Source organism: Aquitalea sp. S1-19, from assembly GCF_024343515.1.
Map to the genome: position 1 here is coordinate 1 of NZ_RJTZ01000026.1, position 19,545 is coordinate 19,545.

The window sequence follows — 19,545 nt, forward strand, 5'->3', positions numbered from 1 at the left end:
AAAGCCGACACCTTTTTGGCAGCCAGTGCCGGGAAGGTGCTGTTCTGATACGGCGCCAGCTGGCCGATCAGTACCGCACCCTCTTTCAACTCGGTAATGGCGTCTTCGGCTAGCGGACGCACGGTCAGCACGATGTCGGCACTGGCCAGCGCTTCGGCGCGCGTAGGCGCAATGCTGGCCCCCGCCTCGACAAAGCCTGCGTCCAGCACTGCGGAGGCAAAGCCGGCGCCGCTTTGCACGACGACGCTGTGGCCCATGGCGACAAACTTCTTCACCGTTTCCGGCGTGGCCGCGACACGGGTGTCGCCCGTCTCTGCCGGGATGGCAATCTGCATGGTCTTCCTTTCCCTGATGGTTTAAAAATAATCGAATCTTTGCATCCGGCCGAGGCGCATTCGAACGAATGTTTGAAATTTATTTAATACACGTATGTTGCCATTGCGCAATACTTTTATATTATTGCGACAAACTTACCCTTCAAGGGCTATCCCGCCTATCAGGATGCCAAAGAGTAGAGAAGCCTATCCTGACAGGCCGTGATCAAGATCAGCTAAGCTGTCTGTCAGCATGCGGTTTTTTATGCATGATTGTTGATATTGCGTTGCACAAATAACACAGTTTGACTGGCCACAGGCTTTCAAGACAGTAGGGCTGACCCTGCCACCCTCTGGAGTTGCTTAATGCATTTGTTCGAACACTCACCCGTTCAGGCATGGCCCAGACTGTTTGCCCACCGCCTGGGCGGCGCCTTGGCACCGGAAAACACGCTGGCCGGGCTGGAAATAAGCCGCCAATTAGGCATCATGGCCGTCGAGTGCGACGTCAAACTGTCGGCGGACGGTGTCCCCATGCTGTTTCACGACGAACATCTCGAGCGCACCAGTAATGGTCAGGGCCTGTTTGCACGACAAGACCATGCGGCACTGATGCAACTGGATGCCGGTGCATGGTTTCACCCTGCCTTTGCCGGCGAGCGCATTCCCACGCTGGCGACGCTGGCAGAACACACCCGGCACAGCGGCATGCGGATCAACCTGGAAATCAAACCCTGCCCCGGACGGGAGCAGGAAACGGGGCGTATTGTCGCACAGCAGGCCAGCCAGCTGTGGCAAGGCGAGCACTCGCTACTGATGCTGTCTTCATTTTCACTCGAGGCGCTGCTGGCAGCAAAAGCGGCAGCTCCCGGGCTGCCGCGTGCCTTGCTGATAGAAAACTGGCCGGATGACTGGCCACAGCAGGCACAGGCCTGTGCCGCCTGTGCCCTGAATGCCAATGAACGGGATCTGAGTCAGGAGCGCGTGCTGGAGGTTCAGCATGCCGGACTTGCGCTGATGGCATGGACCGTCAACCGGCCGGAGCGTGCTACCGAACTCTATGGATGGGGCATCGATATGCTGTGCAGCGACCGGCCGGAGCGTTTGCAGGCGATCGCCGCAGCGGCCCCTGCCCTAGGTTAAGCCTCGCCACCAGCAAGTCCTGTCGCCATACCAAAAGGCGGCTCACCTCTGGAGCAGCTCTACGACCGCCATCGTGAAAACCAGTGGACAATCACTCTCGTTTACATAGCGATGAGGCACATCCGTCCTGGCGACTGCCGAACAGCCGGCGGCAACAGTCAGCACAGTTTGCTCCACCGCCATGGTCAGTTGTCCCTTTTCCACATGGAACAACTCGACGGTTCCTGATGCATGCCCGGCCGACTCAAAGACTTCACCGGGCTGCATTTCCCAGCGCCATAGCTCGATCATGTCAGGTCCGGTAGTCCCCGCCAATAACCGGGCAGAGCCACCGCCAGGTCCCGTCCATAACGTCGGGATGTCTTTGCCTTCGATAACATGCACCGAGGGCGTATTGGAAACATTCACAATATCCGCCACCGATACGCCCAGTGCCGCTGCAATCTTGCACAGCGTACCGATACTGGGATTGGCAGCACACTTCTCGATCTCGACCAACATGCCTTTGCTGATACCCGCACGCTGAGACAGCGCATCCAGCGAGAGCTTCTTCTTTTTCCGGTGTTCTTTGAGACGGGTGGCAACCGCTGCACTCACGATTTGTACATCCGCACCCGACTCGGTCAATATATTGACTTTTTTGGTCATTAGTATTTATCTTAAAATAAATCAGTCAATATCAGGATACTCCTATGCACCCAGCTGCACCGTCAATCGACCCTCAGGTCATCAGCCTGGCTCCTGGCTTTCGCGCTCTCAGCCTGAGTGTCAATGCGGCCTCAATTCCCGACCCAGATGTTGCCAGCACGGCCCTTGACCGTGCCTGCCAATCCGTACTCGCCGGAGGCCCCGACTGGAGCGAAGCCCACCTTTTAGCCTGGGCAGAGACATTTCGCCGTTTTGGTGCCAAACCACAGCGCACACCCTGTTCTGCCGAAGCGTTACGCAAATGGGTACTACGCGATGGAAAGCTGCCAAGTGTCAACCCGGTCGTAGACCTGTATAACGCAATCAGCCTGCAGTATGCCGTCCCTGTCGGGGGCGAGAACTATACCGCCTATGTTGGCGCGCCCAGACTGGTCATCGCAGAGGGCTCTGAATTATTCGACACCCTGAAAGGCGGCGAGCCGGTTCAGGAGTCTCCGGAGCGCGGCGAAGTCGTCTGGCGTGACGATGTCGGCGTGACCTGCCGGCGCTGGAACTGGCGACAGGGCATCAGAACCCGGATTAACGCAGAGACAAAGCAGATGTGGTTTATTCTGGAAAGCCTGCCAGCAATGCCACTCGGCGCACTGCATGAGGCCGGTAATCAGCTGGCTGAAGGATTAAAGCTGATGATGCCAGATGCGGCCATCGAATCAGCTTTGATCGGGATTGAGCCCTGACGGGCCGCCTCGCATATCGGGGCCAAAGTGGGAGCACACGGAGAGGTGCTCCCGGCCGATAAGCCGCCTGCAAAACGGTCGCCGTCAGCGACGAGAATCAAGCCCCCAGAGCATGTCTCTTTATTTACCGATGCAAAAGCGGCTGAAGATCACGCCCAGGAGGTCATCCGGGGTGAATTCGCCAGTAATCTCGGCTAGCACGTTCTGCGCCAGGCGCAGCTCTTCGGCGAAGATTTCCACCTGCTGCCACTCGCTAGTCGCCACCGCCAGATGCTCGCCGGCACGGCGGATGGCATCCAGATGGCGCGCCCGCGCCAGATACACGCTCTCGCCCTCGCCCTTGTAACCGATCAGTTCCAGCAGCTTGCCCTTGAGCAGATCGACCCCGTCATGGGTCGCGGCCGACAGGTAGACCAGCGGATGGCCATCTTCCTCGTCGACCCGCGCGCCTTCGCCGGCCAGGTCGATCTTGTTGAATACGAACACCCGCGGCAAACGCTCCGGCAGGCGCGCCAGTATCGCCTCTACATTCGGGGTAATGCCCTCGCGCCCGTCCACCAGCACCAGCGCCACATCGGCACGCTCGACAGCCGCCCAGGTTCGCTCGATGCCGATTTTTTCCACCACATCATCGGTATCGCGCAGGCCGGCGGTATCGATCACATGCACCGGCACATCATCGATGATGATCTCCTCGCGCACCGTGTCGCGCGTGGTGCCGGCAATATCGGTAACGATGGCGACATCGTCGCCGGCCAGCGCGTTCATCAAGGACGACTTGCCAACGTTCGGCTCGCCCACCAGCACCACATGCATGCCTTCGCGCAGGATGGCGCCCTGGCGCGCGGTGGCCTGCACCCGCGCCAGCTGGCTACGGATGGACGCCAGCTTGCCGGTCGCGTCGGCAGCCTTGAGAAAATCGATATCTTCTTCGGGGAAATCCAGCGTGGCCTCGACCAGCATGCGCAGGGTAATCAGGTCTTCGACCATGGCGTGGATCTCGCCGGAGAACGCACCCTTGAGCGACTTGAGCGCACCGCGCGCGGCGGTTTCCGAAGCGGCATCGATCAGATCGACCACGCTTTCGGCCTGCGCCAGATCCATCTTGTCGTTGAGGAAGGCACGGCGGGTGAACTCGCCCGGCTCGGCCAGACGCGCACCCAGCGCCACGCAGCGCGCCAGCAGCATCTTCAGCACCACCGGCCCGCCATGGCCCTGCAGCTCGATCACATCCTCGCCGGTAAAGCTATGCGGCCCCGGAAAGTACAGCAGCAGGCCATTGTCGATGGCCGTGCCATCGGCGGCGAAAAAATCGGTATAGGTGGCGGTACGGGGCTTGGGTGTCTTGCCGCCGGAAATCGCCAGTGCAAACGGCAGCAGTTCGCGGCCGGAAATACGGATCACGCCGATGCCGCCGCGACCGGGGGCGGTGGCAATGGCGGCGATGGTGGTGGGGGCGTAGCTCAAGTTCATAGTGTGCAATCCGGTTTGCCGGCAGCACTGCCGGCCTGAAACATATCGGGGCTTAAGGCGTTTTATCAGGCAAAGCCGCGCAAGGCTACACGGCCTTGCCTGATAAAAACCAAAAAGCCCGGCCTTGCGGCCGGGCTCTTGCCTTCAAGGCGCTGCCGTCTTAGGACTGCAGCGAAGCCTTGCGGGCGTTTTCAATCTGGCGGTTGATGTAGTACTGCTGCGACATCGACAGTACGTTGTTCACCACCCAGTACAGCACCAGACCAGCCGGGAAGAAGAAGAACATCACCGAGAAGGCAACCGGCATGATCTTCATCATCTTCGCCTGTACCGGATCGGTCGGCGGCGGGTTCAGGAAGGTCTGCACAAACATGGTGATCGCCATGATCGCCGGCAGGACATAGTAAGGATCCGGCTTGGCCAGGTCATGAATCCACAGAATCCACGGAGCCTGACGCAATTCGACCGAAGCCAGCAGCGCCCAGTACAGGCCGATGAACACAGGAATCTGGATCAGGATGGGCAGACAGCCGCCCAGCGGGTTGATCTTTTCCTTCTTGTACATCTCCATGACCGCCTGCTGGAACTTCATGCGGTCATCGCCATACTGCGCCTTCATGGTTTCCAGACGTGGCGCCAGCGCCTTCATCTTGGCCATCGAGCGGTAGGACGCGGCGGTCAGCGGGTAGAACACGGCCTTGACCAGAACGGTCAAGAGCACGATCGCCCAGCCCCAGTTACCGACAAAGCTATGGATCTTGGCCAGCAGCCAGAACAGCGGCGAAGCGAAGATATACACCCAGCCGTAGTCCTTGACGTAGTTCATGCCGTCAGCCAGCTTGGTGATGGTCGCGTAGTCTTCCGGACCGACATACAGCGGTACGGTAATCGACTCGGTCGCGCCATTGGCCAGCACCGGCAGGTTCACCATCACACCGGCCGAATACAGGCCGTTGCCCAGCTTCTTGATGTCGTAGCTGCAGTCTTCAGCCTTGGCGCAGACACTGTTGCCGTCCAGCGGCTTGGTGATCCAGGCGGAGAAGAAGTAGTGCTGCACCATCGACACCCAGCCGTCGGCGGTGTTCTTGACGTGTTCGCCCTTGCCCTTGTCCAGATCATCGAAGGTGACTTTCTGGAACTTGCCTTCGCTGGAGTACATCGCAGGACCGGTAAAGGTATGCGCGAAGTAGCTCTCGCCTTCCGGTGCCTTGTTGTCACGCAGCAGACGGTAGTAGGCAGACAGTGGCAGCGGCTTGCCGCTGGCGTTGGTCACGTCGTAACGCACGCCGATTTCGTAAGATCCCTTGCTGAAGGTGTAAACCTTGACCACCTTCACGCCGTTCACTTCCGGTGCGGTCAGCTTGACTTCAACCTTGTCGCCATCAAGGCTGTACGCGGTCTTTTCAGCCGTGAACAGGGTCTTGTGCGTTGGCAGTTGCGGGTCAACCGCGGACAGCAGGCCGGTCTGAGCCACATACACGCGGCCGCCCTTGTCGGTCAGCAGGTCGAAATCCTTACTCGGGTCGGAAGTCTGACCATGCTGGGTCAGATCCAGCGCGCGCAAGTCGCCACCCATGGTGTCGATTTCGGCACGCATCACGTCGGTATTGACCACGATGCGCTGGCCACTCTCGAGCTTGGCCGAGTCGGCCGGCTGCGGGGCAGAAGGAGTATCGGAACCGGTCCGGGTCGCCGTCACAGTCGAAGCTGCTTTTGGCACCGGCTTGGGCGCAAAGAATTCCTGCCAGCCCAGCAAGATTGCCAGCGACAGGGTAATGAAAATGATCAGTCTCTTGGAGTCCATCTCTCTTTTATCCGGAAAGTTCAGGGAACCGGGTCATAGCCGCTACCGCCCCATGGGTGACAACGCGCAATCCGCCTTGCCGCTAGCCAACCACCTTTGCGCGCGCCATGTTTCTGCACCGCCTCGATTGCGTAACACGAACAGGTCGGCAGATACCGGCACCGCGGAGCAATCCACGGACTGATAGCGACCTGATAGAAGCGGATCAGGAGGACGAGGGCGCGCGACATCGCAGCAGTTTAGCAAAGAGTGAGGCCAAAGCCTCGACTGCTTCATGACGATTGTTACGGACGAAGGATAAACGCGCACGCACCACGTAGTCGTTGCTGCCGAGTTCGTGCTGGTGCAAGCGGAACCATTCGCGTACCGAACGTTTGATGTAGTTGCGGCGATTGGCGCGTTTGGCGGTCTTTTTGCCAACGACGAGACCGACTCGTGCGTGGCCAAGATCATTGGGACGGACGTAGACCTGGAAGAAGGGATTGCTGCGCACCTGGCGCAAACTAAAAACGGATGAAAAATCATCCGTTTTTAACAGCCGGTGCACTCGGCGAAAGCGGAAGCTCAAGGCCTTATACAGACAGACGCTTGCGGCCCTTGGCGCGACGTGCGGCCAGAACGGCACGACCACCACGGGTCTTGTTGCGTACGAGGAAGCCGTGGGTACGCTTGCGGCGGGTATTGGATGGCTGGTAAGTGCGTTTCATGATGGGGTTTCCTGTTTCGAAACGGAAATAAACGCGTGATTAAACCCAGAAACACTGCAACAGTCAACCACTTATTTTTGACCTTCCTGTGGATAACTTTTGCAAAAACCATTAGAATGTACAAACTTAAGGCACTGAACCTGCTGCTCAAGTTTTGGACTTGACCCGAAGACAAGCGGGTCAGCATGCCGTGCAGTGCCATCACCCGAATGCCTGTGCCCGCCTTTTCATGGCGAGCGTTTCTTACGCAACCTGCTGCCCTCCCCGTTTTCACGCGATGGCCGCAGGTTTTGCTTGTTAGTGAGTAATGACCGAACTGGATCAAATTTGGCCGGCGTGCCTGGCGCGCCTCGAGGCCGAACTGTCTTCACAGCAGTTCAATACCTGGATCAAGCCCCTCTCTGCCGAAACCGGCGAAGAGAGCTTGGTGCTGCTCGCCCCCAACCGTTTCATCCTGCAATTCATCAAGGACAGGTTTCTTGGTCGCATCGAGGAACTGGTTGGCGAGCTGTCGGGGCTCACCAACGTGGAGCTGCGCGTAGGCGGCAATATGCGCCCGGTGGCGCCGCCCTCCATGGTCAGCAACACCCCGCGCCCCGCGCCGGCGGCACCCAGCACGCCGACCGTGGCCGAGCAGGCCAAGCAGGCGGCGGTCAAGGCCATCGGCAGCCACGAAAGCACGCGTCTCAATCCCGGCTTTACCTTCGACAGCCTGGTAACCGGTAAGGGCAACCAGCTGGCGCGCGCTGCCGCCTTGCAGATTGCCGAGAATCCGGGCGACCCGGCCTACAACCCGCTATTCGTCTATGGCGGCGTCGGTCTGGGTAAGACCCACTTGATTCAGGCCATCGGCAACCATGTGTTCCAGAAAAACCCGCAGGCCCGCGTGCGCTACATCCATGCCGAGCGCTATGTGGCGGACATCATGCGCGCCTACCAGCACAAGGCCTTCGACGAGTTCAAGCGCTACTACCACTCGCTCGACCTGCTGCTGATCGACGATATCCAGTTTTTTGCCGGCAAAAACCGCACCCAGGAAGAATTCTTCTACGCCTTCAACGCGCTGATCGAGGGCGGCAAACAGGTGATCATGACCTGCGACTCCTACCCCAAGCAGATCGAAGGCATGGAAGAGCGCCTGATCTCGCGCTTCTCCTGGGGCCTGACGGTTGAAATCCAGCCGCCGGAGCTGGAAATGCGCGTCGCCATCCTGATGAAGAAGGCCGAAGTCGACAATATCAAGCTCGACAACAATGTCGCCTTCTTTATCGCGCAGAACGTGCGCTCCAACGTGCGCGAACTCGAAGGCGCGCTCAAGCGCGTGGTCGCCTACGCCCGCTTTACCAACCAGAGCATCTCGATGGAGCTGGTGAAAGAGGCGCTGAAAGACATTCTGGCCGCCGGCAACCGTCAGGTGACGGTGGACGCGATCCAGAAGACCGTGGCCGAGTACTACAAGATCAAGCTGTCGGATATGCACAGCAAGAAGCGCTCGCGCGATATTGCCCGTCCGCGCCAGGTGGCGATGACGCTGGCCAAGGAGCTGACCCAGCTCTCCCTGCCCAATATCGGCGATGCCTTTGGCGGACGCGACCACACTACGGTGCTGCACGCCTGCAAAACCATTAATGAAATGCGCACCTCGGACCCGGACATCGCCCATGATTACGATGCCCTGCTATCGATGTTGCGCAATTGAACCCTAATCCAACCCCACCTGTTTTGAATCGGGAGCCCTGAGCATGCTGATTTTGCAAGCCGAACGCGATGCCCTGCTGAAGCCGCTTCTGGCCGTGACCGGGATTGTCGAGCGTCGTCATACCCTGCCTATCCTGTCCAATGTGCTGATCGAGAAAAAGACCGGCGTCGTGAGCTTTCTCGCGACCGACCTGGAAATCCAGATCACCACCGCCAGCCCGGACAGCCTACCCGGCGAAGACTTCCGCCTGACCACCTCGGCCAAAAAGCTGCAGGACATCCTGCGGGCCATTCCCGACTCCACCGTCACGCTGGACTCGCAGGACGGCGGCCGTCTGGTGCTCAAGGCAGGCAAAAGCCGCTTCAACCTGCAGACCCTGCCGGCCGACGATTTTCCGTTTGTCGCCCCCAATGGCGCGGCCGAATCGACCTTCAGCCTGCCGCAGCGCGACCTCAAGCGTCTGCTGTCGCAAGTCCAGTTCGCCATGGCGGTGCAGGATATCCGTTACTACCTGAACGGCCTGTTGCTGCAGACCGAGGGCGATCAGGTGCGCCTGGTTTCCACCGATGGCCACCGTCTGGCCTTTGCCGCCGCAAGCCACGACGGCGATCTGCCCAAGACCGAAGTCATCCTGCCGCGCAAGACCATACTCGAGCTTTACAAGCTGCTGCAGGACAGCGACGAACTGATCCAGATCGAACTGTTGAACAATCAGGTGCGCTTCAGTTTCGGCAGCACCGTGATCATCAGCAAAGTGGTCGACGGCAAGTTCCCCGATTACAACCGGGTGATTCCGCTGGATAACGACCGTCTGTTCCTGATCGAACGCCTGACCTTCCTGCACGCGCTGCAACGCGCGGCGATCCTAGCCAACGAGAAGTTCCGCGGCGTGCGTCTGGTGCTGAAGAATGGCGCCATGTCCATCCTGTGTACCAATAGCGAGCAGGAAGAAGCCGAAGAAGAACTGGAAATCGCCTACGACGGCGGCGACCTGGAAATCGGCTTCAACATCAACTACCTGCTGGATGTGCTGACCAACCTGCCGGCCGACACGCTGCAACTGGCCTTCGGCGACGCCGGCCGCTCGGCGCTGTTTACCATCCCCGGCAACAGCAACTTCAAATACATCGTGATGCCGATGCGGATCTGATCGCAGCAGGATCCGGGATCGGTGATCCGGGATCCGCTGCCAGAGCTGGCGGCCAAGGTGCCGCCCCCGGTGGCACATAGCGGGCACCCGACCCCGGGTCCCGACTCCCGAACAGATAGAATCGAGTAACAAACAGATGAGCGAACAGGAATACGGCGCAGACAGTATCAAGGTCCTGAAAGGGCTGGACGCGGTGCGCAAGCGCCCCGGCATGTATATTGGCGACACCCAGGATGGCTCCGGCCTGCACCATATGGTGTTCGAAGTGCTGGACAACGCCATTGACGAAGCACTGGCCGGCCACGCCGACACCGTGCGCGTCATCATCCACCCGGACAACTCGATCTCGGTGGAAGACAACGGCCGCGGCATCCCGACCGACATCCACCCGGAAGAAGGCCGCTCCGCCGCAGAAGTCATCATGACCATCCTGCACGCCGGCGGCAAATTCGACAGCAACAGCTACAAGATCTCCGGCGGCCTGCACGGCGTGGGCGTATCGGTGGTCAATGCGCTGTCCGACTGGCTCAAGCTCAAGATCTGGCGCGACGGTAAAGTCCACGAGATGGAGTTCCGCCATGGCGACGCAGTCGAGCCCTTGACCGTCACCGGCCACAGCAACCATCGCGGCACCGAAGTGCACTTCATGGCCTCGCCGGAAATCTTCGGCAAGATCGAATTCCATTTCGACATTCTGGCCAAGCGCATCCGCGAACTGTCATTCCTCAACGACGGCGTGGCGATTACCCTGATCGACAAGCGTAGCGGCAAGGAAGAAAACTTCGCCTTCTCCGGCGGCGTCGCCGGCTTCGTGCAGTATATGAACCGCAACAAGGCGGCCATGCACCCCAAGCCCTTCTTCGCCACCGGCGAAAAGGACGGCATGAGCGTGGACGTGGCGATGCAGTGGAACGACTCCTATCAGGAATCGGTACAGTGCTTCACCAACAACATCCCGCAGCGCGATGGTGGCTCCCACCTCACCGCCCTGCGCCAGATGATGACGCGCACGCTGAACCAGTACATCGAAGAACACGAAGTGGCCAAAAAGGCCAAGGTCGACACTACCGGCGACGATATGCGCGAAGGCCTGACCTGCGTACTGTCGTGCAAGCTGCCCGACCCGAAATTCTCCAGCCAGACCAAAGACAAGCTGGTCTCCAGCGAAATCGGCCCGGTGATCAACGAAGTGGTCGGCGAAGCGCTGCGCAACTTCCTGCAGGAAAACCCGGCCGACGCCAAGATCATCTGCGGCAAGATCGTCGACGCCGCACGTGCCCGTGACGCCGCACGCAAGGCGCGCGAGATCACCCGCCGCAAAGGCGTGCTCGACGGCCTCGGCCTGCCGGGCAAGCTGGCCGACTGCCAGGAAAAAAATCCGGCGCTGTCCGAACTGTATCTGGTCGAGGGTGACTCCGCCGGCGGCTCCGCCAAACAGGGCCGTGACCGCAAGTTCCAGGCCATCCTGCCGCTGAAGGGCAAGATCCTCAACGTCGAGCGCGCACGCTTCGACAAGATGCTGGCCAGCCAGGAAGTGGCGACGCTGATCACCGCGCTCGGTTGCGGCATCGGCAAGGACGAGTACAACCCGGACAAGCTGCGCTACCACCGCATCATCATCATGACCGACGCCGACGTCGACGGTGCACACATCCGTACCCTGCTGCTGACCTTCTTCTATCGCCAGACGCCGGAACTGGTGGAGCGCGGCCATATCTACATCGCCCAGCCGCCACTGTTCAAGGCCAAGCACGGCAAGCAGGAACGCTACCTCAAGGACGAATACGAACTTGACCAGTACCTGCTGCAACTGGCACTGGACAAGGCCGAGCTGATCCCGAGCGCCGGCGCCGAGCCGCTGACGGCCGAAGCCATGGGCATTGTCGCGCGCCAGTTCCTGCTGGCCCGCGCCGTGATCGAGCGCGAAAGCCGCGTCATCGACCATCTGGTGCTGGAAGCCATGCTCAAGACCGCACCGCTGGGTCTGGAAAACGAGCACGAAGCCCTCGCTTCGCTGGCCGCACTGCAGGCGCTGCTGCCGGTCGAAGAGATCGAACTCGAGCTGCTGCGCGACGAAAAGAACGATGGCTACCTGATCAAGGTCATCCGCAAGCTGCACGGCAATGTGATGGTGACGGTGCTGGACCAGAACTTCCTCGAATCGGCCGACTATGCCGAGCTGAAGGCCACGCGTGAAATGCTGAACGGCCTGATCGGCGAAGGCGCCGCCATGCGCCGCGGCGAAACCCTGCGTCCGGTCACCAGCTACGGCGAAGCACTGGACTGGCTGCTGGGCGAAGCACGCAAGGGCATGAGCATCCAGCGCTATAAGGGGCTGGGCGAAATGAACCCGGGCCAGCTGTGGGAAACCACCATGGACCCGAGCGTGCGCCGCCTGCTCAAGGTACGCATCGAAGACGCCATGGGCGCCGACGACGTGTTCACCACGCTGATGGGCGACAACGTCGAACCACGCCGCGCCTTCATCGAAAGCAACGCGCTGATCGCGCGCAATATCGACATCTGATCGAATGAGGTGACGGTAGGGTGGGTTAGGCCAAAGGCCGTAATCCACCAGCGACCACCCGCCAGACAGACAAAGGCCAGCCGGAAACGGCTGGCCTTTTTTGCATCTACACCCCGTCGGGCTGGTTTCCGTGATCCGTAGTTTGCGGAGTCCGCTACGCGGACGTATTTAGGTGCCGCTTCCGCGCGGCGGACGGGGCTATTTCTTTTGTCTCGCCAAAAGAAATAGCCGAAAGAAAAGGCGACCCGAAGCCGCTTCGAAACCCCGCACCAAAGCCGCCCGCCAAGGCGCCGCCCAACTCGCGATTCGCTACCGTCGAATCGCTCAAACAAAGGGCGGCTTAAAACCTTGACGGCCGCCTTCGTCGCGGCTCGCGGCTACGGGCTCGGGTCAACTTCCCATTTAGCTAGCCAGCCTGTGGCGTTTTATGCACGCTATTTATGCGTCAGCCACCCCTCCCCGTTAGGCTCGCGCCGCTGCGCTTGCCGCGCTCGGTCAGCGGAAGCGGCAAGTGAAAAGCGTCCGCGCAGCGGACACAAAACCCGAAGCTCATCTATGCCAACTCGCAACGGAAACATCAGCATACAAAACCCAACTTCAGGTTCTACACATCACGGCTTTCGTTGAAGGCACGGAACAAGGCTGCCGGCAGTGGTGTTTGCAAGCGCCATGTGATGTTCATCGGCTTACTGCCCGACCACGCTTCCAGCGTTATGCCGCCACAAGCACGATACGGGCTTTGCTTGTTCTCGCGAACAAAGAGCTGGAAAGTCCAGCCATTGGCGGCCTCGCCGACACTTTCCAGATAACAACGACCAGTTTTTGTATCAGGGCCGGCACTGTTCTGTGTCTGCCAATGAAATAGCGTCGGGCTGATTGCATAGTCGTGATAAGCGATGGCATCGTGATAACCCGCACTCTTGTCCAACGTTACAAACAGCAATTCAGTCTTGCATGCTTTCAGGCGCAACACCCCCTCGGCAAAAAACGGCCGCCTTGTTGCATCCCAATACCCGCAAGCAGTTAATATTTCACGTTGCTGATAGCTGGCATGCAGACACAGCGGCATGTCTTCCAGCTCGGGGATGGGTTGAAATAGCAGGCTGCTTCGGGCTTGCAACAAGCCGGCTAATTCACCCAGCTCCTGCCGCGCAGTACTATCTAAGCGAGCCAGAAAATCCCTCCCCGAACCGACTCTTGAACCTTGGCCATCGACTTGATAAGCCAGCATCTGCAAGCGCAAACCTTGGTCGGCAGAAACCACGCCTTCACCGCTCGCTAGCTTTTCCATTAACGCAAGCTGACGTGGATCATCCACATGCAGCAAATCCCCAAAGCGCTGCCCAAAATAGTCTTCCTCGCTGCCAGCAGGCTCAGACAACAGGCCGGCAGCACGCTTTAGGCACGTCCAGCCACTGCGTCCTTTAGCACCGCGATACACATCCTCCAGCTCCAGCACTTGCTCGTGCAAAAAACCTGACAGCGTCAGTGCTTGCCCACGATGGAGTGCGGCGTAAGCGACCAACTCCCGGCTCAGTTGTGGCCAACGCTGGTTGATCAGCGTTTTGAGATTACGCAGCACCTGTTCACGCGTCTTTTTCTGCAACTGGATATGGCAGCCGGACGGCAGGCGGTCGAAGCCCTGCTCCGCCCCCGTCTGCAATTCGCGCCGGCTTAATCCAGTCAGGCTACCCAGCAAACGATCAAAGCGAAATTCGGCACGATGCTGGCCAACAAAATCGAGGATCAAACAGCTTTCCTTGCCATCAAAAAGACGCAGGCCACGACCTATCTGCTGCTGGAACAGTACTGGGCTTTGCGTCGGGCGCAACAGCAACAGGGTATCGACCATAGGCAGATCGACGCCTTCGTTGTACAAATCGACGGTGATGATGGCGACAATCTTCCCGGCAGCCAACAGGCGTGGCGCGTTATGGCGCTCTTCCTTGCTGCTTTCCGAGCTGACGCAAATGGCTGGCAGCCCGGCCCGATTCAGCATCTCGGTCATAAAATGGGCGTGAGCGATGGAGACGCAGAACACCAGTGCCTTGGACTGACTGGGATCGGCACATAGCCGCCGCCACTCACGCAGCACCAGATGCGCGCGTGCGCTATTGGCATCCAGCAACTGGCTTAATTGCTCACGCTCACCCGCCTTGCCCCAGCTGATCTGGCTCAGATCGGTATCGTCATCGCAGGCGTAATACTCGAACGGGGCCAGCAACTGCAGATCCAGTGCATGCCATAGCCTGAGCTCAGCAGCGGGACTGCCATCGGGCCAATGATCGAAATAGCCGTCAATTGGTGAGCCATCGCTACGCTCTGGTGTCGCTGTCAGCCCCAGCAGGATGGCTGGCTTGACGGCAGAAGCAAAGCGGTCGAACTGGGCCGCAGCCAGATGATGGCACTCATCGATGATGACCATATGCCAGTAATCGGCACCGAAGCGGGTAAGCAAATCGCGACGATCCAATGTCTGGATGCTGGCAAACAGATGATCGTAGCTGCCCGGCTGGGTCTCTGCGTTCAACACCTCACCAAAGCCGTTATCGCCCAAGACGGCTCTAAAGCTGTGCATCGCCTGTTGCAAAATCTCGATACGGTGTGCAACAAACAGCAAGCGCGGCCGACCACCTCGCTCACGGCATAGCCGGCGATAGTCGAAGGCAGCAATCATGGTCTTGCCAGTGCCTGTCGCCGCCACCAACAAATTGCGTATCCGGCCATGTGCGCGCTCGCTAGCCAGTGCTTCCAGCATTTCCTGTTGATAACTCTTGGGCTGCAGATCAAAAAATGGCAGCACATTGCTGTCGCTCGCACTCGGCAAGCCCTTCTGCTCGCGTAAAGCGCGATCAAGTGCCGCCCGCTGACCCTCCTCATCCGGGTGGTAACGCTGAAATTCAGTGTCTTCCCACAGAGTCTCGAAATGAGCACGGGCGCGGCCAAACAAGGTGCGCTGGCCACGTTCGGTAAATTTTACCGTCCATTCCAAGCCCCCCATCAGCGCAGCCCCCGATAAGTTGGCACTGCCAACATAGGCCGAACCAAAGCCAGTCTTGCGCTCGAAAATCCATGCTTTGGCATGCAAGCGGGTACGGCGACCATCCAGCGAGACCCTGACCTCGCAACCGGGCAGACGCGCCAGCTGGTCCAGCGCTGCCGCATCGGTCGCACCGATATAAGTGGTGGTCAGCACACGGATACGGGTACGCGCTAGGCCATCGGCCCCCAGTGCGGTGATGCGTTCCAGTACATCAGCCAGCTTGCGCACACCGGAAACGGTGATGAAGCTCACCAGAATATCTACCCGATCACACGAGGCCAGCTCACGCCTAAGCTCGGTCAGCAGCGATGGGCTAGCCTTACCAGCAGTAAACAGCCACGGCATGGCCAAGCCAGTCTGCGGCAGCTCGGGCTCATGCGGTCGATGAAACAGTCCGCGCAGCACGCGTGGCGGAGAAGCCAATGCTTCTACCCGTATGGCAGCCTTGCTGTCGATCGCGTGCAAGCGGGTACGCAGGTCTTGCAACAGACCATTGATCAGAGCCAGCTGAGCCGGCGGTCGCTCTTTGCTGTCACCCTCTGGCTTTAGCTCTTGCAAGATGCCGGCCAGCTCCCGCCCCAGCATCTCAGCCAGACGCTCATGACTATCAGCCTCCTCTAGGCCTGCCAGCAACGGATGGACAACATCACTATCGTCCAGCTTGCGGGCCTGCGATTCGGTCAACAAGATGTCGTACAGGCCTTCCGGCATTTGACGGGGCATGGCAATTCCAACGAGTCGTTAACCGCACCAGGATACCAGGCCCCGCACAAAATGCCTTTTGCATGGAGTGTTTCTTGCTTAATATCAACCGCCCCCACATCCGGGAGCAGCTTCGTCGGCCACCATCCCGGCCAGACGGACGTGATACGCAAGGAGATCCCCATGCCCACCGAACCGCTGACCTTTCTCGTTACCCGCCGCGTTGATCCTGCGCGGCAGCAGGACTTCACCCGCTGGATGCTGGCCGGCGAAACGCTGGCCGGCGGCTTTGACGGCTTTCTGGGCGCCGGCCTGTTTGCGCCGCCGCCGGGCGACAACACCTGGCAGATCGTGTTCCGCTTTGCCGATGCCGCCAGTCTTGAACAGTGGATGCACGCACCGGAACGCAGCGACTGGCTGGCCAGCGGCACCCATCTGGTGCAGCAAAGCGACGTACGCTGTGCCAGCGGACTGGATGGCTGGTTTGTCTCACCCCCGCCGCGCTGGAAGCAGGCGGTGGCGGTGTGGCTGGCGTTTTTTCCGGTGTCGCTGCTGATGAATGCGGTGTTGGGCGAGTGGCTGGCCGGCCTGCCGCTGCTACTGCGGGTGCTGCTGTCTACCCTGCTGCTCACCCCGCTGATGGTGTGCGTGATCATTCCGTGGGTAACCCGACGGCTGGCAAACTGGCTGCAGCCCGCCTCCCCGGCATACCCAAGGCAACACCCCGGCCTGCCGTAAAAGGCTGGGTGGCCGCTGTATATAGGAAAAGACCGGGCTTGCCAGCCGGCGCGGGTGCCGGTTTTGCCCATCCTGGGCCGCCCAGACGATAAATAGCAGGCAAGCGCCGGAGCGGAGCACGGCCATGAAAAGCATCATGGCATGCGCCGCGGTTGCCCAACCCCTTTCCCCGGGTCGATCGTAGCGCTACAATCCACTTCTTTCGCATACTGTCTGTGGCGCAGACTGCACAGCCGGCAAATCTCAAGCACCACTAAAATAGTGGCGATGTCCCAATTACACGTTAGTGTTGATTGCATGCGATGTGCGCTATCAGTGCGTCAGCCACCCATCCCCGTTAGGCTCGCGCCGGCGCAAAAGACGCTGGCGAGGTCTTAAGCTGGGCTTTGTTTGAGCGATTCGACGATAGCGAATCGCGAGTTGGCCAGCGCCTCGCCAGCGTCTTTTGCGCCGGGGTTTCGCGAGACTTCGGGGGCGCCGGGGATGCAAGGGGCCGGGCGCGTCCGGCCCCTGCCCGCATGCCGCGCGGAAGCGGCAAGTAAAAAACTCGTCCGCGCAGCGGACACAAAGTCCAAAACCTATCTACGCCAACTCGTCACTGGGACATAGCCAAAATAATGATGGAATTAGCCACACCGGGCTTCCTGTTCCCTGCCTTGTGCATGCTGCTGATTGCCTATACCAACCGCTTTCTGGCACTGGCCGGCATCATCCGCAACCTGTGCAAAGACTACCAGAGCAGCCGGGACCGCAAGATCATCCTGCAGATCAGCAGCCTGCGCCGCCGGCTGCGCCTGACGCAATACATGCAGCTTTGCGGCATGGCCGCACTGCTGGGCTGCGTGCTGGCGCTGCTCGGCATCCTGATGCAGTGGCCGCACTATGCCTATTACAGTTTCAGCGCCAGCATCAGCCTGATGCTGGTATCGCTCTTGCTATCGCTATACGAGCTGAAGCTTTCCTCCGATGCGCTGAATATCCTGCTGGCCGGTTTGCTGGAGCAAAGAGGCTGACTGCGTGCTTATGCCAGCATCGCAAGCCCGCTTCCCAGCAGCAACAAGGCGACCAGCCGCCGTAGCCCCGGCCCTTTGCTGGCCGTACCCCGATGCAGGCCAAGCCGGCTTGCACCCCAATAGACCGGCAACAAGAGCAGGGTTGGCAGCAGCAAGTCGGGATTAAAGACGCCACCCGGCACCGAAACCAGCAAGCGCAGCAGGCCGCAACCGGCAAAAACCAGCATCAGCGTGTCGCGCACACGCGCCGCGGGCAAGCCCAGTTGGTAGAACAGCAGCACCAGCGGCGGGCCGGCGGTCGCAAACAGCCCGCCCATCAGACCGGACAGCGCGCCGCAAGCCAGCTTGACCCAGCAGTTGCCGGCCAATGTAGCCAGTGGTGGCGGCCACAATATGGTCAGACTGGATAGCACCACCACCAGACCCAGCAATTTTCCCAGCCAGTAGATGGCATCGCCGGACAGCGCGCCAAGCAGCCACAAGCCGAGCGGCACCATGGGCAAGGCCGGCAAAACACCCCATGCGAACAAGCGCCAGTCCGGTGCCAGCCGGCCGCGCCAAAGCAGCAGCAGGGCGCCGGCCAGCGTGAGGCTGTTCACCAGCTGCGATGCATCGGCAATGCTTAGCAGCCCCAACTGGGTTGACAGTGCGAGCAGTACCAGACCGAATGCAAAGCCGGTCAATGACTGCAAATAGGCCGCCAAAGCAACAACGGCTGCCAGCAGGCCGCCCTGTATCACGCTTGCCCATGGCCAAGCCAGTAAAGCGCTCATTCTTCCTGTTCCCCCTTCTTCAGATAGATACCCGATCTACCGCTGTTTTTGATCCAGATCAGCAAACCCGCCGTTTATGCCCGCGATATGGCATGCAGTATTTGCAGCGCTACTATAAAACCATAATAATAGCGCTATTATTTTTTAAGTCATCCATCCTGACATACCAACTAAAGGACTGCATCATGAATAAGACCCTGATCGCCACCTTGCTGGCTATCGCTTGTGGCAGCGCCGGCGCCGCCGAGCTCGACCTGCGTACCGGCTACGATACCGGGATGGACAAGTGGTTTTCGCGCGCCCTGATCGGCCACCAGTGGAGCTCCGGCATCGGCGGCTGGACTGAACTCACGGCAAACCAGAGCTCCGGCTCCGATGAAGGCTACGACAGCTTCACCGCCGGTGATAACGAGGCGGGTGTTTATTACAACTACAAGCTGAACGACCAGCTGTCGCTAGTGCCCGGCGTCGCCCATGTATGGAACAGCAATGGCTCCGAGACCCGTCCCTATATGGAACTGCGCTGGAAGCTGAGCGAAACGCTCTCGATCAACCCGCGCTACCGCTACCAGCAGGGCCACATCGACACCAATAGCGCGAACGAAAAGGTCAAGGCGCACAACTACTCGATCTGGGCAACCTGGAAAGCCAATGACCACGTCCACTTCTCGCTCAACCCGGAATACACCAAGCGCGTGTCCGGCCCTGACTTCAACAAGTTTGCCGGCGATGACATGTTCGAACTGGGCCTGCAGACCCGTCTCGTCAGCGTCAGCAAGGACTTCACGCCTTATTTCGACATCCGCTATGTCGACAAGGGCGACAAGAAAGGCCAGGAAGTGAACCGTACCTGGGTACGTGTCGGGGTCAAGATTCCGCTGTAAGCCACGGCTACAGCCTTATGCCTGAAATTGCATGACAAGGGCGGCAGGTCTCCTGCCGCCCTTTATTATGCCCGCCGGCAAGAGCAGCCAGCCGTTGCCTGCCATGTGATATTGCACAGACGGTAATGCTTGCATCGCCATATTCGTAGCGCTATTATTGAGACATCAAAAAATACATCGCAACGCTGCG

General features: G+C 59.6%; 16 protein-coding genes and 1 pseudogene. 8 read left to right on the forward strand and 9 right to left on the reverse strand.

What is annotated here, in order from left to right:
• A pseudogene (locus tag EGI20_RS05940) lies at positions 1 to 335 on the reverse strand (NAD(P)(+) transhydrogenase (Re/Si-specific) subunit alpha); the annotation flags it as partial.
• 345 nt (positions 336 to 680) lie between these two features.
• On the opposite strand from EGI20_RS05940, the gene ugpQ reads away from it, so the two are divergent.
• Positions 681 to 1,457, forward strand: a complete 777-nt coding sequence (gene ugpQ / locus EGI20_RS05945) for a glycerophosphodiester phosphodiesterase (protein ID WP_498630467.1) — start codon at positions 681 to 683, stop codon at positions 1,455 to 1,457.
• Positions 1,458 to 1,499: 42 nt separating this feature from the next.
• On the opposite strand, the gene EGI20_RS05950 is transcribed toward ugpQ, so the two are convergent.
• On the reverse strand, positions 1,500 to 2,105 hold the full coding sequence (locus EGI20_RS05950; RefSeq protein ID WP_498630469.1) for an XRE family transcriptional regulator: 606 nt from the start codon (positions 2,103 to 2,105) through the stop codon (positions 1,500 to 1,502).
• Between the two features lie 44 nt (positions 2,106 to 2,149).
• Here EGI20_RS05950 and EGI20_RS05955 point away from each other — a divergent pair, with 44 nt between their 5' ends.
• Positions 2,150 to 2,842 (forward strand): B3/B4 domain-containing protein, encoded by a 693-nt coding sequence (locus tag EGI20_RS05955; protein WP_498630471.1) that lies wholly within the window; start codon positions 2,150 to 2,152, stop codon positions 2,840 to 2,842.
• A 120-nt stretch (positions 2,843 to 2,962) separates the two neighbouring features.
• Here the strand turns inward: EGI20_RS05955 and mnmE are convergent, their stop codons facing one another.
• From mnmE to rpmH, 5 genes are all read right to left on the reverse strand, one after another.
• The gene (mnmE, locus tag EGI20_RS05960) at positions 2,963 to 4,309 is read right to left on the reverse strand and encodes a tRNA uridine-5-carboxymethylaminomethyl(34) synthesis GTPase MnmE (RefSeq protein WP_498630512.1); all 1,347 of its coding nucleotides are present in this window, start codon (positions 4,307 to 4,309) and stop codon (positions 2,963 to 2,965) included.
• Positions 4,310 to 4,475: 166 nt separating this feature from the next.
• The gene (yidC, locus tag EGI20_RS05965; protein ID WP_498630473.1) at positions 4,476 to 6,119 is read right to left on the reverse strand and encodes a membrane protein insertase YidC; all 1,644 of its coding nucleotides are present in this window, start codon (positions 6,117 to 6,119) and stop codon (positions 4,476 to 4,478) included.
• Positions 6,120 to 6,139: 20 nt separating this feature from the next.
• On the reverse strand, positions 6,140 to 6,349 hold the full coding sequence (yidD, locus tag EGI20_RS05970) for a membrane protein insertion efficiency factor YidD (RefSeq protein ID WP_124735582.1): 210 nt from the start codon (positions 6,347 to 6,349) through the stop codon (positions 6,140 to 6,142).
• Entirely contained in the window at positions 6,325 to 6,687 is a 363-nt protein-coding gene (gene rnpA, locus EGI20_RS05975) for a ribonuclease P protein component (RefSeq protein ID WP_124735581.1), read from the reverse strand. The genes yidD and rnpA overlap by 25 nt, the downstream gene beginning before the upstream one ends.
• Positions 6,688 to 6,691: 4 nt before the next feature.
• Positions 6,692 to 6,826, reverse strand: a complete 135-nt coding sequence (gene rpmH / locus EGI20_RS05980) for a 50S ribosomal protein L34 (protein WP_124735580.1) — start codon at positions 6,824 to 6,826, stop codon at positions 6,692 to 6,694.
• Positions 6,827 to 7,133: 307 nt separating this feature from the next.
• Here rpmH and dnaA point away from each other — a divergent pair, with 307 nt between their 5' ends.
• The 3 genes from dnaA to gyrB all read left to right on the forward strand — a co-directional run bounded on the left by dnaA (position 7,134) and on the right by gyrB (position 12,202).
• On the forward strand, positions 7,134 to 8,525 hold the full coding sequence (gene dnaA / locus EGI20_RS05985) for a chromosomal replication initiator protein DnaA (RefSeq protein ID WP_124735579.1): 1,392 nt from the start codon (positions 7,134 to 7,136) through the stop codon (positions 8,523 to 8,525).
• 43 nt (positions 8,526 to 8,568) lie between these two features.
• Positions 8,569 to 9,675 (forward strand): DNA polymerase III subunit beta, encoded by a 1,107-nt coding sequence (gene dnaN / locus EGI20_RS05990; RefSeq protein ID WP_498630475.1) that lies wholly within the window; start codon positions 8,569 to 8,571, stop codon positions 9,673 to 9,675.
• Between the two features lie 136 nt (positions 9,676 to 9,811).
• Positions 9,812 to 12,202 carry a DNA topoisomerase (ATP-hydrolyzing) subunit B gene (gene gyrB / locus EGI20_RS05995; RefSeq protein WP_498630477.1) on the forward strand — a complete coding sequence of 797 codons (2,391 nt, stop codon included), beginning with the start codon at positions 9,812 to 9,814 and terminating at the stop codon, positions 12,200 to 12,202.
• 604 nt (positions 12,203 to 12,806) lie between these two features.
• Here the strand turns inward: gyrB and EGI20_RS06000 are convergent.
• Positions 12,807 to 15,968, reverse strand: coding sequence for a DEAD/DEAH box helicase (locus EGI20_RS06000; protein ID WP_498630479.1), 3,162 nt, complete (start codon positions 15,966 to 15,968; stop codon positions 12,807 to 12,809).
• A gap of 162 nt (positions 15,969 to 16,130) precedes the next feature.
• Here EGI20_RS06000 and EGI20_RS06005 point away from each other — a divergent pair, with 162 nt between their 5' ends.
• Together EGI20_RS06005 and EGI20_RS06010 are read left to right on the forward strand one after the other, a co-directional pair.
• Positions 16,131 to 16,685, forward strand: coding sequence for an antibiotic biosynthesis monooxygenase (locus EGI20_RS06005; protein WP_498630481.1), 555 nt, complete (start codon positions 16,131 to 16,133; stop codon positions 16,683 to 16,685).
• A gap of 617 nt (positions 16,686 to 17,302) precedes the next feature.
• Positions 17,303 to 17,698, forward strand: coding sequence for a DUF2721 domain-containing protein (locus tag EGI20_RS06010; RefSeq protein WP_498630483.1), 396 nt, complete (start codon positions 17,303 to 17,305; stop codon positions 17,696 to 17,698).
• Positions 17,699 to 17,706: 8 nt separating this feature from the next.
• On the opposite strand, the gene EGI20_RS06015 is transcribed toward EGI20_RS06010, so the two are convergent.
• On the reverse strand, positions 17,707 to 18,471 hold the full coding sequence (locus EGI20_RS06015; protein WP_498630485.1) for a TSUP family transporter: 765 nt from the start codon (positions 18,469 to 18,471) through the stop codon (positions 17,707 to 17,709).
• A gap of 185 nt (positions 18,472 to 18,656) precedes the next feature.
• Between EGI20_RS06015 and EGI20_RS06020 the strand changes: the two genes are divergently transcribed.
• Positions 18,657 to 19,355 carry an oligogalacturonate-specific porin KdgM family protein gene (locus EGI20_RS06020; RefSeq protein ID WP_498630487.1) on the forward strand — a complete coding sequence of 233 codons (699 nt, stop codon included), beginning with the start codon at positions 18,657 to 18,659 and terminating at the stop codon, positions 19,353 to 19,355.
• Positions 19,356 to 19,545: the final 190 nt, after the last annotated feature.

What these genes read in the sequence shown, in the direction of transcription:
- EGI20_RS06020 (WP_498630487.1), top strand. Translation starts at nt 18,657, where the DNA reads ATGAATAAGACCCTGATCGCCACCTTGCTGGCTATCGCTTGTGGCAGC.
- gyrB (WP_498630477.1), top strand. Translation starts at nt 9,812, where the DNA reads ATGAGCGAACAGGAATACGGCGCAGACAGTATCAAGGTCCTGAAAGGG.
- yidC (WP_498630473.1), bottom strand. Translation starts at nt 6,119, where the DNA reads ATGGACTCCAAGAGACTGATCATTTTCATTACCCTGTCGCTGGCAATC.
- EGI20_RS06005 (WP_498630481.1), top strand. Translation starts at nt 16,131, where the DNA reads ATGCCCACCGAACCGCTGACCTTTCTCGTTACCCGCCGCGTTGATCCT.
- ugpQ (WP_498630467.1), top strand. Translation starts at nt 681, where the DNA reads ATGCATTTGTTCGAACACTCACCCGTTCAGGCATGGCCCAGACTGTTT.
- EGI20_RS05950 (WP_498630469.1), bottom strand. Translation starts at nt 2,105, where the DNA reads ATGACCAAAAAAGTCAATATATTGACCGAGTCGGGTGCGGATGTACAA.
- dnaN (WP_498630475.1), top strand. Translation starts at nt 8,569, where the DNA reads ATGCTGATTTTGCAAGCCGAACGCGATGCCCTGCTGAAGCCGCTTCTG.
- yidD (WP_124735582.1), bottom strand. Translation starts at nt 6,349, where the DNA reads ATGTCGCGCGCCCTCGTCCTCCTGATCCGCTTCTATCAGGTCGCTATC.
- EGI20_RS05955 (WP_498630471.1), top strand. Translation starts at nt 2,150, where the DNA reads ATGCACCCAGCTGCACCGTCAATCGACCCTCAGGTCATCAGCCTGGCT.
- EGI20_RS06015 (WP_498630485.1), bottom strand. Translation starts at nt 18,471, where the DNA reads ATGAGCGCTTTACTGGCTTGGCCATGGGCAAGCGTGATACAGGGCGGC.
- EGI20_RS06000 (WP_498630479.1), bottom strand. Translation starts at nt 15,968, where the DNA reads ATGCCCCGTCAAATGCCGGAAGGCCTGTACGACATCTTGTTGACCGAA.
- dnaA (WP_124735579.1), top strand. Translation starts at nt 7,134, where the DNA reads ATGACCGAACTGGATCAAATTTGGCCGGCGTGCCTGGCGCGCCTCGAG.
- rpmH (WP_124735580.1), bottom strand. Translation starts at nt 6,826, where the DNA reads ATGAAACGCACTTACCAGCCATCCAATACCCGCCGCAAGCGTACCCAC.
- EGI20_RS06010 (WP_498630483.1), top strand. Translation starts at nt 17,303, where the DNA reads ATGATGGAATTAGCCACACCGGGCTTCCTGTTCCCTGCCTTGTGCATG.